Source organism: Pseudomonas sp. R9.37 (assembly GCF_963878885.1).
Classification (GTDB): domain Bacteria; phylum Pseudomonadota; class Gammaproteobacteria; order Pseudomonadales; family Pseudomonadaceae; genus Aquipseudomonas.
This window is the reverse complement of record NZ_CAWNZA010000011.1, coordinates 271,376-284,600: the sequence shown is the minus strand read 5'-3', so window position 1 is coordinate 284,600 and position 13,225 is coordinate 271,376. Positions and strand designations below refer to the sequence as shown.

The following is a 13,225-nucleotide window of genomic DNA, read 5'->3' as shown; positions in this document are numbered from 1 at the left end:
ATCCTTGAAGGAGGTGCTCCATGTTCAAACCCCTGGCGCTGGTCGCTGCCGTACTCACCGCATTCAGCCTGAATGCCTTCGCCAAGACCGAGCTGACTGTGTACACGGCCCTCGAAGCCGAGCAGTTGAAGACCTACAAACAGGCCTTCGAAAAGGCCAATCCCGACGTCGAGATCAAATGGGTGCGCGACTCCACCGGCATCATCACCGCCAAACTTTTGGCCGAGAAAGACCGCCCGCAAGCCGACGTGGTCTGGGGCCTGGCTGCCTCTAGCCTGGCGATTCTCGATCAGCAAGGCATGCTGGATAACTATGCGCCGAAGGGCCTGGACAAGATCGGCAAAAACTACCGCGACGCTGCCAACCCGCCGGCGTGGGTCGGCATGGACGTGTGGGCCGCAACCATCTGCTTCAATACCATCGAAGCCGAGAAGCAGGGCCTGACCAAGCCGGTGAGTTGGCAAGACCTGACCAAGCCTGAGTACAAGGGCAAAATCGTGATGCCCAACCCGGCCTCTTCCGGTACCGGCTTTTTGGATGTCAGTGCCTGGCTGCAAACCTTCGGCGAGAAGCAGGGCTGGCAGTACATGGACGATTTGCACCAGAACATCGGCCAGTACGTTCACTCCGGTTCCAAGCCGTGCAAGCTGGCGGCTTCGGGTGAGTTCCCGATTGGTATTTCCTTCGAATACCCCGCCGTTCAACTGAAACGCCAGGGCGCGCCGCTGGACATCATCCTGCCCAAGGAAGGCCTGGGCTGGGACATTGAAGCGACTGCTGTGATCAAGGGCACTGCCCACGCCGATGCGGCTAAAAAGCTCGCGGACTTCTCCGCCAGCGCGGCGGCGATGGACCTGTACAAAGACAATTTTGCCGTACTTGCCCAGCCCGGTATCGCCAAGCCGCAGACCGAATTGCCCGCCGACTATGAGCAACGCCTGATCAAGAACGACTTCGCCTGGGCTTCGAAAAACCGCGACAGCATCCTGACTGAATGGCGCAAGCGCTATGACGGCAAGTCCGAGAAGGTGGCCGGTCAGTAAGATTTTCGTTAGGGCTGATGGCCTCTTCGCCGGCAAGCCAGCTCCCACATTTGACGGTGTTCATAAATCAAAAATGTGGGAGCTGGCTTGCCGGCGATAGCGGCTTCGAATTCAGGACACCCTTTAATGACACAACACAGCGACTTATTGATCATCGGCGCCGGCATCCTCGGCCTGTCCCACGCCTACGCCGCCGCCAAGCGCGGCCTCAAGGTCAAGGTCTTCGAACGCAGCGCCACGCCGCTCGGCGCCTCAGTGCGCAACTTTGGCCAGGCGCTGGTCACCGGCCAACCGCCGGGGCCGATGCTCGACCTGGCCCGGCAAAGCCGTGATATCTGGGGGCATTGGGCGCAGGTGGCCGGCCTGCAGCTCAAGCGCAACGGTTCATACCTGTTTGCGCGTACAGAGGCGGAAGAACATCTGTTGGAAGCTTTTTGCGCCGGTCGTGCGCAGGCTTACGGCTACAACGTCGAACTGCTGCAAGGCGCCGCGATGAAGGATTTATATGGCGGCCAGTTCCGCCATCACCGCGCTGCGCTGCATGGCAAAGACGATCAGCAGTTGTATTCGCGCGAAGCAATTCCGGCGCTGATCAACTACCTTCGCAGCGAATTGAAGGTGGAGTTTCATTTCTCCACGCTGGTGCGCGACGTTGAGCCCGGCCACGTGCACACCACGGCGGGGAGCTTTCGTGGCGAGCAGGTCATCGTGTGCTCCGGCCATGACTACCAAACCCTGCTGGCGGAATCGATCGCCGAACTCAACCCGAGTGTCTGTCGCCTGCAAATGCTGCGCGCCCGCCCCGTCGTTAACCTGAACCTGCAACACGCGTTGCTCACAGGCCTCAGTTGTGTGCACTACGGCGCCTTCGCCGATCTGCCGGAAGCTTCGCCCGTGCAGGCGCACATCCTGCGCGATTCACCGCATTTGCATGAACACGGCATTCACTTGCTGATCAGCCCGACGCCTTATGGCGAACTGATCATCGGTGACTCCCATGACTACGGCCGCGATGCCTCGCCGTTCAATACCGAGCAGGTCGATGACTGGATGATCGAACTGGCGCAGCAGACCCTGGGTTGCAAGGTTCAGGTGGTGGAGCGCTGGCAGGGCGTGTACGGCGCGCGTGGACCGGGGCCGTTTTCGTTCCTGCGCGTAGCACCGGGCGTGAGCGCGGCGTTGATGCACACCGGCGTGGGCATGAGCGTCGGGCCGGCGATGGCCGAACGAAACATCAGCACAGTGTGGGGTGAGGCGTGATGAACCCGGAACAGGCGATTGCCGAACTCTTCGGCCTGTACGAGCAACATGGCACGGCCGACTACATCGGCGAGCCGGTGTCGCAGATCGAACACATGTCCCAGGCCGCGCAGCTGGCGATGGCTGAGGGCTTTGACGATGAAGTGGTGCTGGCGGCATTTTTCCACGACATCGGGCACCTCTGTGGCCAGGGCGGCGAGAACATGGGCGGCTACGGCGTGGCCAGTCATGAGCGGCTGGGCGCGGATTATTTGCGCCGCGCAGGGTTCAGCGAACGCATGGCCAGGCTGGTGGAGTATCACGTGCAGGCCAAGCGTTACCTGACCTTCAGCCAGCCGGACTATCATGCCCGCTTGAGCGAAGCCAGCCGCCGCACCCTGGGTTACCAGGGCGGCGTGATGAGCGCCGAAGAAGCCCAGGCGTTCGAACAGGACCCGCTTTGTTCGGTGAGCCTGCGCATGCGCCACTGGGATGAGCAGGCCAAGGACATGCACGTGCCGGTGCTGGACCTTGAAGTATTGAAGGCCAAGGCCCGGCGATTGCTTGCGGCTTAGCGTTCATCCAGGCGCAGGGCCAGCGCCTCGACCTGTTCCTGGCGCTCGGCCTGGCTGAGTTTGGCGTGAGGGTTGAGGGACGACCATTGCGGATGCGCGCGGGCTTTATGCAGCGCGTCCGGCAGCTTGCCCTCGCGCCAGGTTTTGTCCTGGGGCGTGTCGACCTTGATGCTGTGCATCGCCGCATGGCCACGCAGGTTCAAGGCCTTGAGCAACTGGCGTTGGCGCAAGGCGAGCAGGCGCAGCACGCTGTCGTCGACGGTCAGCTCGCGATGGCCTTTGATCTTGCCCAGCAGACGGCTGCCGTAGCTGCGCGCGGTTTGCAGCGCACCGCCGGCAATCGCACCGGCAATCGCGGCGACGCCCAGGGTCAGGCCGCCAACCAGCAAGTCCACGCCGGCCCCGGCGGCCGCGCCTGCGGCGATCCCACCGCCGACGCGCACGCCAAGTTGCTTGAGGGTTTCGGGGTTGAACAGGTCATCGCCCCAACGGCCGTCGAGCAGCGGCAAATCGCTGGCGGTGGCGTCCTGCGGGCGAAAGCCGAAGAGTTTGAGCAGGGCTTCCACGCATTTTTGTTCGCGCTGGCGCACGGCCTTGCGTAAATCGCTGATGGCTTGCTGTTCATCCTCAGTGACCACGCTGCGCCGGCACGCCGCGCAGTCGATCAACAATTCGGCGATCAACCGCGCGGCGCTCAGCTGGCGGGCCTGGCGCTGGGCTTGCTGATCGAGGATCAGCCGTTCCAGCTGCGGCCGCGCATTCTCCAGCAGCAGGGCCAGGCTTTCATACAGGCGACGCTCCCCGTCTTCCGGCGGCGCGACGCTGTCGAACCGCACCAGCGCGTGCAGACCCAGGCGGGCCAGGGCTTCGCGCCAGTCGGGTTCGCGGTGGTCGCTGCTGCTGACGAAGTTGAGCACCGGCAGCAGCGGCTTGCCGCAACTGGCCAGCACTTGCAGCTCGTCGCGGTACTTGGCCAGCACCGGCTCGCGAGCGTCGATCACATACAGGCCGGCGTCGCAGGCCAGCAGTTGGCGCAACACCTTGGCCTCTTGTTCGAAACGCTGGCGCGCTTCGCTGCCTTTCAGGAAACGCGCCAGGCGTGCCGGGCCGTCCAAGCGCTCGCCGGGGCGATCCAGGCGCTCCAGGTAATCGAGCAAGGCAATCGCGTCTTCCAGCCCGGGCGTGTCGTACAGCTCCAGCAAGGCTTCGCCGTCGACCGACAACCGCGCGCCTTCCACATGCCGAGTGGTGCTGGGGCGATGGGAGACTTCGCCGAAGCCGACGTCACGGGTCAGCGTGCGCAAAAGCGACGTCTTGCCGACATTGGTGTGGCCGACCACGGCCAGTTTCAGCGGTTTAGTCATGACCGGTCTCCAGCCATGTGAGCGGCGCGCAGTCGGCGAAGGGCAGTTCGAGTTGGTGCAACGCGGCGTGCCAATCGCCAAGGCGCTCGGCGTCCAGCGCCTGGCCGGGCGGTGCCTGCAGCAGCCACACGCGGGTGGCCGTGGCGCTGCGTGCCAGTTCGGCGATCAGCGCCAGGCTGCCACGGTCAGGCGAGCGACGAGGGTCGCAGGCGATGGCCAGGCGTGCGGGTGGAAAGCGCGTGAGCTGTTCCAGCAGTTTGTTGCGCGATTCGCGGCTGTCCAGAATGCCGGCGTTTTTGATGCTGGCCGGTAGTTTGGGCGGCCACGGGTGCTGATCATCGAGTTCGATGGCCACCAGCAAGGCGCCGTCGCTCTCCAGTTCGCTGACGCCGCCGCTGACGTGGTGCAGCTGTTCAGGCGCTGCATCGTTGACACCGAGCCGTTCGCTGCTTGGCATCAGGCGTTCGCGCAACGCGCTGTAGCCGGGCAGGTTGAGGTCCAGGCGCAGGGCGGCGCGCCCACGTTTCCAGCGCCACAGGCACAGCAGCGCGAGGATCAAACGCGGCAGCAGGCCGTACACCAGCAGCACGCCCACCAGCCAGGCGGCCCAGGCCTGCCGTGCGCTTTCGATATTCAGGGCGGAGTCGCCGCTGGCGCGGATCATGTCGACGGTCGGCACGTTAAAGCCCAGCAGCGCGGGCAGGCTGCCGAGGGCTTGGGTGACGGCGACAAACGTGTCGGCGCCCAGGATGGTGGTTTCCCACACAAAACCGTAGCGTCGGGTGGCCAGCAGTGTCAGCAAAATCACCATGGCACTGAGCAATGCCAGCAGCCACAGGCTGTTGACCAGCACACCCACTGCCCAGCGATTGAGTTTGTGGCGTTGCAGCAACAGCAGTAGCGCCGGCGCCAACTGAGCCGCCTTGGCATCACGCGCGAATTTTTCGCTGAGCCACAGCCACAGGCGGCCGAGGCTGGCGCTGTGCTCGCCGGCAAACGCCAGGCCCAAGGCCCAGCTCAGCAGCAGAATCAGGTTCAAACCGAGCAGACTGCCCAGCGCCCAGAACACATTCACCGGAGTCAGGCCGTTACCCAGCGCAGCAAACGCCAGGCCGGCGCCGCTGATCACCGCGACCACGGCCAGCAGCACCAACGCCAAACGGGCGCCTTGCAGCCAGCGGGTGAGGGCGCCGGTCAGTCCGTCGCGCTCGGCCAAGTGCAGGGCGCGCGCCTGAATGCGCGTCGGCAAGTCGCCACCGGCCGTGCGGGCCAGGCGGTTGGCTTCCAGGTCTTCGAGTGGGCCGGCGTGTTCTTCACGCAGGCGCACGGTTTCTGTCAGCCACAGTGTGTGCAGGGGAGTCAGAGCAGTCACGCGCCGTCCTGTTGAGCAAGTGAGGTTGGAGCATAACCGCAGACTCGCAGCTCTGGTATTCTCGTCGCCATGAAAAAAACTCTCCCTTTAAGCCTGATCGCAGCCCTCGGTGAAAACCGCGTGATCGGCGTCGACAACAGCATGCCCTGGCATTTGCCGGGGGATTTCAAATATTTCAAGGCCACCACGCTCGGCAAGCCGATCATCATGGGGCGCAAGACCTGGGATTCACTGGGCCGACCGTTGCCGGGGCGCTTGAACATTGTGGTCAGCCGTCAGACCGATCTTAAGCTTGAAGGTGCGCAAGTTTTTCCGTCGTTGGCTGCGGCGGTGGAACGGGCTGAGGCCTGGGCACTGGAGCAGGGCGTGGATGAGCTGATGCTGATCGGCGGTGCGCAGTTGTATGCGCAAGGGTTGGAGCAGGCGGATCGCCTGTATCTGACGCGGGTTGCGTTGAGCCCGGAAGGGGATGCGTGGTTTCCCGAGTTTGATCTGAACCAGTGGAAGCTGGTGTCGAATGTCGAGAACCCGGCTGAGGGCGGTAAGCCCGCGTACAACTTCGAAGTCTGGGAAAAAGCCTAAAAGCATCGGGGGCAAGCCCCCTCCCACACTTGATCGCGTTCACTCGGTCAACTGTGGGAGGGGGCTTGCCCCCGATAGCGGTCTATCAGGCTTGCGCTAACTCTGCATGCTCATCGGCATTCAGCAACGCTTTATCCGTCTGCCCCATGATCTGGCTGGTAATCGCACCGGCCGTCATCGAACCGTTCACGTTCAGCGCCGTACGGCCCATGTCGATCAGCGGCTCCACGGAAATCAGCAGCGCCACCAGTGACACCGGCAAGCCCATCGCCGGCAGTACGATCAGCGCGGCAAAGGTCGCGCCGCCGCCAACACCGGCCACACCGGCCGAGCTCAAGGTCACAATCGCCACCAGGGTCGCGATCCACAGCGGGTCCAGTGGGTTGATGCCCACGGTCGGTGCAACCATCACCGCAAGCATGGCCGGGTAGAGACCGGCGCAACCGTTCTGGCCGATGGTGGCGCCAAACGAGGCGGCGAAACCGGCAATTGATTGCGGGATACCCAGGCGGCGGGTCTGCGCTTCAATGCTCAGCGGGATGGCGGCTGCGCTGGAGCGGCTGGTGAAGGCAAAGGTCAGCACCGGCCACACCTTGCGAAAGAAGCGCAGCGGGTTGACCCCGGCCAGCGACAGCAGCAGGCCGTGCACCACAAACATCAAGCCCAGCGCCAGGTACGACACCACTACAAAACTGCCGAGCTTGATGATGTCTTGCAGGTTGGAGCCGGCGACCACTTTGGTCATCAGCGCCAGCACGCCGTAGGGCGTCAGCTTCATTACCAGGCGCACCAGGCGCATCACCCAGGCTTGCAGGGTGTCGATGGCGTTGAGCACTTTCTGGCCTTTTTCCACGTCGTCCTTGAGCAGTTGCAGTGCGGCAACTCCGAGGAACGCAGCAAAAATCACCACGCTGATGATCGACGTCGGCTTGGCCCGGGCCAGGTCGGCAAACGGATTGGCTGGCACGAACGACAGCAGCAGCTGCGGGATATTCAGGTCGGCGACCTTGCCTGCGTAATCGCTCTGGATCACTTGCAGGCGCGCCATTTCCTGGGTGCCGGCCACCAGGCCTTCGGCGGTAAGGCCGAACAGGTTGGTCAGGCCGATACCGATCAGCGCCGCAATTGCCGTGGTAAACAGCAGCGTGCCGATGGTCAGGAAGCTGATCTTGCCCAGGGACGAGGCGTTGTGCAGACGCGCCACGGCGCTGAGGATCGAGGCGAACACCAGCGGGATCACGATCATTTGCAGCAACTGCACGTAACCATTGCCGACCAGGTCAAACCAGCTGATCGAGGCTTTGAGCACCGGGTTGCCGTCGCCATAAATCGTGTGCAACGCGGCGCCGAACAGCACGCCGAGCACCAGCGCAAACAGGACCTTTTTAGCGAGGCTCCAGTGGGTGTGACGCGTTTGTGCCAGGCCCAAAAGCAGGGCCACGAACACCAGTACGTTGAGAATCAGGGGCAGATTCATTGAAGCTCCGTTGAGAAGGCAGCCAATCGCGTGAGCCTGCGATTGCGAACCGGAAATCCTAACAGCTTGAAATATATTGATTTAATACCGATATGGAATGGTGACTGTCGTTTTTGGAATAAGCGTTTGACGCTCAGGCACACGCTCTTGGCGCAATCACGACGCAAGCGGTCGTGCTCGGGCGATAACTGTCACACAGATTTGTTAGCGTCGATGTCTTTCACTCAGGGAGAAAACGCTTATGAAGCTCGCGCCAACACTACTGGCCGCCGCCTTCTGCTTGGGCCTCGCCAGCCAGGCATTTGCCGCCACCGAGTTAAAGCACTGGCCGGCGCCTGCCGCCGAGCAACTGAACAAGATGATCGCCGCCAACGCCAACAAAGGTAACTTCGCGGTGTTCGACATGGACAACACCAGTTACCGCTACGACCTCGAAGAGTCCCTGCTGCCGTACCTTGAGAACAAAGGCCTGATCACCCGCGACACCATGGACCCGTCCCTCAAGCTGATCCCGTTCAAAGACACCGCCGACCACAAGGAAAGCCTGTTCAGCTACTACTACCGACTCTGCGAAGTGGACGACATGGTCTGCTACCCGTGGGTTGCGCAGATTTTCTCCGGCTTCACCCTCAAGGAACTCAAGGGCTACGTCGACGAGATGATGGCGTCGGGCAAGCCGGTGCCGGTCACCTATTACGACGGTGACGTGGTCAAGACCATGGACGTGCAGCCGCCGAAGGTCTTCACCGGCCAGGCTGAGCTGTTCAACAAACTGATGGAAAACGGCATCGAGGTGTATGTGATGACCGCCGCATCCGAGGAGTTGGTGCGCATGGTCGCCGCCGATCCCAAGTACGGCTACAACGTCAAACCCGAGAACGTCATCGGCGTGAGCACCTTGCTCAAGGATCGCAAGACCGGCGAGCTGACCACCGCGCGCAAACAGATCGCCGCCGGCAAATACGACGAAAAAGCCAACCTCGGCCTGGAGCTGACCCCGTACCTGTGGACCCCGGCGACCTGGATGGCCGGCAAGCACGCAGCGATCCTCACCTACATTGATGAGTGGAAAAAACCGGTGATCGTGGGCGGCGACACCCCCACCAGCGACGGCTACATGTTGTTTCACGATGTGGACGTGGCCAAGGGTGGCGTCCACCTGTGGGTCAACCGCAAGGATAAATACATGACCCAACTCAACGGCATGATGGCCAAGCACGCAGCGGCCCAGGCCAAGGAGGGGCTGCCGGTGACGGCGGACAAGAACTGGGTGATCGTCAAGCCGGACGAGATTCAGTAAGACCGAGCCGCCTGCTTCGCGAGCAAGCCCGCTCCCACATTCGACCGCATACCTAAGTTCGAACCCGGTCACCTGTGGGAGCGGGCTTGCCCGCGAAGGCGGTGTGTCAGGCAGTACATGAGTCAGCTGACCCACCGCGATCGCAGGCAAGCCAGCTCCCACATTCAACCGCATGCTCAAGCCGGAACCCGATCAACTGTGGGAGCGGGCTTGCCCGCGAAGGCGGTGTGTCAGGCCCTGCATGAGTCAGCTGACCCACCGCGATCGCAGGCAAGCCAGCTCCCACCTTCGACCGCATACGCATGTTGGAACCCGGTCAACTGTGGGAGCGGGCTTGCCCGCGAAGGCGGCGTGTCAGGCCCTACATGAGGCGACTGACCCACCGCGAAGGCGGTGTGTCAGGCAGTACATGAGTCAGCTGACCCACCGCTATCGCAGGCAAGCCAGCTCCCACATTCAACCGCATGCTCAAGCCGGAACCCGATCAACTGTGAGAGCGGGCTTGCCCGCGAAGGCGGTGTGTCAGGCAGTACATGAGTCAGCTGACCCACCGCGATCGCAGGTAAGCCAGCTCCCACATTCAACCGCATGCTCAAGCCGGAACCCGATCAACTGTGAGAGCGGGCTTGCCCGCGAAGGCGGTGTGTCAGGCAGTACATGAGTCAGCTGACCCACCGCTATCGCAGGCAAGCCCGCTCCCACATTCGACCGCATGCTCAAGCTGGAACCCGGTCACCTGTGGGAGCGGGCTTGCCCGCGAAGGCTTTGTGTCAGGCCCTACATGAGGCGACTGGCCCACCGCTATCGCAGGCAAGCCAGCTCCCACATTCGATCACACACGCATGTTGGAACTCGGTCTACTGCTGAAGGGTTTATCCAGACAAAAAAATGCCCCGCACGTGGCGGGGCATTTTCGTGCGCGAGGCTTACAGGCCGTCGAGCATCGCTTTGTTACGCACAGCGCCTTTGTCGGCGCTGGTGGCCAGCAGGGCGTAAGCCTTCAGCGCGGTGGTGACTTTGCGCGGACGCTTCTCGACCGGTTTCCAGCCTTTCTTGTCCTGCTCGACCCGGCGCGCGGCCAGTTCTTCGTCGCTGATCAACAGGTTGATCGAGCGGTTCGGAATGTCGATCAGTACTTTGTCACCGTCCTGCACCAGGCCAATCGCGCCGCCGGCAGCGGCTTCTGGCGAAGCGTGGCCGATGGACAGGCCCGAGGTGCCGCCGGAGAAACGGCCGTCAGTGAGCAACGCACAGGCTTTGCCCAGGCCCTTGGATTTCAGGTACGACGTCGGGTAGAGCATCTCTTGCATGCCCGGGCCGCCTTTCGGGCCTTCGTAGCGGATGATCACGATGTCGCCGGCTTTGACTTCGTCGGCGAGGATGCCGCGCACGGCGCTGTCCTGGCTTTCGAAGATCTTGGCGTTGCCTTCGAACACATGGATGGATTCATCCACACCGGCGGTTTTCACCACGCAGCCATCCAGCGCGATGTTGCCGTACAGCACGGCCAGGCCGCCTTCTTGCGAGTAGGCGTGCTCGACACTGCGGATGCAGCCGTTTTCACGGTCGTCATCGAGGGTGTCCCAGCGGGTGGACTGGCTGAACGCCGTTTGCGTCGGGACGCCGGCCGGGCCTGCCTTGAAGAAGTGATGCACGGCTTCGTCGGTGGTCTGGGTGATGTCCCACTTGGCGATACCTTCGGCCATGCTCGTGCTGTGCACGGTCGGCAGGTCGGTGTGCAACAGGCCGCCACGGGCCAGCGAACCGAGGATCGAGAAGATCCCGCCGGCGCGGTGCACGTCTTCCATGTGGTACTTCTGGATGTTCGGCGCGACTTTGCACAGCTGCGGCACGTGGCGGGACAGACGGTCGATGTCGCGCAGGTCGAAATCGATCTCGGCTTCCTGGGCGGCGGCCAGCAAGTGCAGGATGGTGTTGGTGGAACCGCCCATGGCGATGTCCAGGGTCATGGCGTTTTCGAACGCCTTGAAGTTGGCGATGTTGCGCGGCAGCACCGACTCATCGTTGTCGGTGTAGTAACGCTTGCACAGCTCGACGATGGTACGGCCAGCCTGCAGGAACAGCTGCTCGCGGTCGCTGTGGGTGGCCAGCGTGGAACCGTTGCCCGGCAACGCCAGGCCCAGGGCTTCCACCAGGCAGTTCATCGAGTTGGCGGTGAACATGCCGGAGCACGAACCGCAGGTAGGGCAGGCGCTGCGCTCGTATTCCGCGACTTTCTCGTCAGACGCGCTGGAATCGGCGGCGATGACCATGGCGTCAACCAGGTCGAGGCCGTGGGAGGCGAGTTTGGTCTTGCCGGCCTCCATCGGCCCGCCGGAGACGAAGATCACCGGGATGTTCAGGCGCAGGGAGGCCATCAGCATGCCGGGGGTGATCTTGTCGCAGTTGGAGATGCACACGATGGCGTCGGCGCAGTGGGCGTTGACCATGTATTCCACGGAGTCGGCGATGATCTCGCGGCTCGGCAGCGAATACAGCATGCCGTCATGGCCCATGGCGATGCCGTCATCCACGGCGATGGTGTTGAATTCTTTCGCCACGCCGCCGGCGCGTTCGATCTCGCGGGCGACCAGTTGGCCCAGGTCCTTGAGGTGGACGTGGCCGGGTACGAACTGGGTGAACGAGTTGGCAATCGCGATGATCGGCTTTTTGAAGTCGTCATCTTTCATCCCCGTGGCACGCCACAGTGCGCGCGCGCCGGCCATGTTGCGGCCGTGGGTGGATGTTTTCGAGCGGTAATCAGGCATGAAGCACTCCGGGCGGCTAATCAAGTACTAAAGGGAAGTGAGCCTCTATTGGCGTCTGGAACACTCAGAAAATGGCTGTGTGTCCAAACGTTGCCACTCGCGTCGCGGGATCGCCGCGTGCTTGGGCCTCGAGCTCATAAACCCGCCGGGGGATGACTGGCGATGAATAGGGTCGATTCTACACCGCTGGCGGCCGGAGGGAATGGCCGCCAGCGTGTAGATAGCGCTTACGAGACGTGTGGGTGTGCAAGTTTCATGGTCAGCGGCCGACTCGCGCGTTCGTCACCACGCCCCAAACGCTGAACACGATGAAGCTGATGGCGATGGTCATCAGCAGGTTGGCCCCGGCTTGGGCGAGGGCTGCGCTGCTGACGGCAGCGGTGATGAACATGATGCTGTTGCCGGCCGAGGCGGCGGTGCCGGCGCTGCTGGAGAACAGCAACATGGCGGCGGAAATCGCGGCGGGGCGAACCAGAGTTACGGCCAGGGCGCTGATCAGCATCGGGATCAGCAGGGTGATGGTGGTGATAGCTCCAAGACCGACGATCAGCATCAGAAGCACGCCTGCGATAAGCAGCAATCCAAGACCGATGTTGATTTGCCGGGACAGCGAGATGCGTTTTTGAAGATACGACGCCGCCAAGCCACCGAGCAGATAGGCCACGCCATACACCATGAGTACCAGTGCGTACTGGTATTCGGAGAGTTTCAACGAGTCCATGAAAATCAACGGTGTCACGCTGATCAAGGCGAAGTAGCAGGCGAATACCAACGCGGCGATCCACCAGTAACGCAGGAAGTCGCGATTGGTCGCGACATCTTTCAGCGTGCCGATGATCGACACCGGCGTGCGGTGCGGGCTGGCGGACTTGGAGGGCAGTATGCAGAACGCATGGATCAACATGCCCAATGCCATCAGTGCGAATCCATAGAAACTACCTTGCCAGTCGAAGGTGGTTTGCAACCAGGAGCCGATCAGCGGTGACAAAGCGACGAACGAGCCGCTCAGGGTCATGTAGTAGAGGCGCACACGGGCTCTATCCTGTTCTTCGAACAGGTCTTCCACTAACGCGTGGCCCAGTACGAAGAAGCCGCAACCCATGGCCTGGACCGAGCGAAACAGCAGGAAGCTCAGGTAGTCCGTCGATAATGCGCAACCTATCGCACCCAGGATCGACAGCGTGATGCAACCGAGCAAGACTTCCTTGCGGCCCCATTTATCCGACAGCGGGCCGGCAATCAATTGGGACACTGAAAACACCAGCGTGAACAGACTGATCGACAGTGCGATTTCTGCGGTAGGTGTGTCGAACCTGGCAGCCAGTGCGGGAAACGAGGGCAGCAGAATGTTGATAGGGAAAAAGCTGATCAGGGAAATGCAGGTGATGAGGATGAAGCGGGAGAGGTAGGGCCCAGACATTGTTTTTGTTTTCCGGAGTAATTCCAGAAACCGATACTAGTCTGCGAAATGTGGAATTCAATCAAAACCGTTGAAGGGCGGTTCC

10 protein-coding genes are annotated in these 13,225 nt (G+C 62.1%); 5 read left to right on the top strand and 5 right to left on the bottom strand.

All coding sequences use genetic code 11. The features are described from left to right. Positions 1 to 20: 20 nt before the first annotated feature. The 3 genes from AACU78_RS07970 to AACU78_RS07960 all read left to right on the top strand — a co-directional run bounded on the left by AACU78_RS07970 (position 21) and on the right by AACU78_RS07960 (position 2,857). Positions 21 to 1,043, top strand: a complete 1,023-nt coding sequence (locus AACU78_RS07970; protein WP_106575713.1) for a putative 2-aminoethylphosphonate ABC transporter substrate-binding protein — start codon at positions 21 to 23, stop codon at positions 1,041 to 1,043. Positions 1,044 to 1,169: 126 nt separating this feature from the next. Then, complete coding sequence (locus AACU78_RS07965) at positions 1,170 to 2,303, top strand: TIGR03364 family FAD-dependent oxidoreductase (protein WP_106575712.1); 1,134 nt, start codon at positions 1,170 to 1,172, stop codon at positions 2,301 to 2,303. Continuing rightward, a complete protein-coding gene (locus AACU78_RS07960) occupies positions 2,303 to 2,857 on the top strand; it encodes a phosphonate degradation HD-domain oxygenase (protein ID WP_106575711.1) in 555 nt (184 codons plus the stop codon). Before AACU78_RS07965 ends, AACU78_RS07960 begins: the two co-directional genes overlap by 1 nt. Here AACU78_RS07960 and AACU78_RS07955 read toward each other — a convergent pair. Both AACU78_RS07955 and AACU78_RS07950 read right to left on the bottom strand, forming a co-directional pair. Continuing rightward, positions 2,854 to 4,221: a DUF3482 domain-containing protein gene (locus tag AACU78_RS07955; protein ID WP_106575710.1), complete on the bottom strand. Its 1,368-nt coding sequence runs from the start codon at positions 4,219 to 4,221 to the stop codon at positions 2,854 to 2,856. The genes AACU78_RS07960 and AACU78_RS07955 overlap by 4 nt on opposite strands. Beyond that, entirely contained in the window at positions 4,214 to 5,593 is a 1,380-nt protein-coding gene (locus AACU78_RS07950; RefSeq protein ID WP_106575709.1) for a DUF2868 domain-containing protein, read from the bottom strand. The genes AACU78_RS07955 and AACU78_RS07950 overlap by 8 nt, the downstream gene beginning before the upstream one ends. A gap of 69 nt (positions 5,594 to 5,662) precedes the next feature. On the opposite strand from AACU78_RS07950, the gene AACU78_RS07945 reads away from it, so the two are divergent. Next, positions 5,663 to 6,175, top strand: a complete 513-nt coding sequence (locus AACU78_RS07945; protein ID WP_106575708.1) for a dihydrofolate reductase — start codon at positions 5,663 to 5,665, stop codon at positions 6,173 to 6,175. A gap of 85 nt (positions 6,176 to 6,260) precedes the next feature. Here the strand turns inward: AACU78_RS07945 and AACU78_RS07940 are convergent, their stop codons facing one another. Beyond that, on the bottom strand, positions 6,261 to 7,652 hold the full coding sequence (locus AACU78_RS07940) for an L-cystine transporter (protein ID WP_106575707.1): 1,392 nt from the start codon (positions 7,650 to 7,652) through the stop codon (positions 6,261 to 6,263). Between the two features lie 241 nt (positions 7,653 to 7,893). On the opposite strand from AACU78_RS07940, the gene AACU78_RS07935 reads away from it, so the two are divergent. Then, entirely contained in the window at positions 7,894 to 8,952 is a 1,059-nt protein-coding gene (locus tag AACU78_RS07935; protein ID WP_106575706.1) for a phosphorylcholine phosphatase, read from the top strand. Positions 8,953 to 9,878: 926 nt separating this feature from the next. On the opposite strand, the gene ilvD is transcribed toward AACU78_RS07935, so the two are convergent. Next, entirely contained in the window at positions 9,879 to 11,720 is a 1,842-nt protein-coding gene (gene ilvD / locus AACU78_RS07930) for a dihydroxy-acid dehydratase (protein ID WP_106575705.1), read from the bottom strand. Between the two features lie 259 nt (positions 11,721 to 11,979). Continuing rightward, complete coding sequence (locus tag AACU78_RS07925) at positions 11,980 to 13,140, bottom strand: MFS transporter (protein ID WP_106575704.1); 1,161 nt, start codon at positions 13,138 to 13,140, stop codon at positions 11,980 to 11,982. Positions 13,141 to 13,225: the final 85 nt, after the last annotated feature.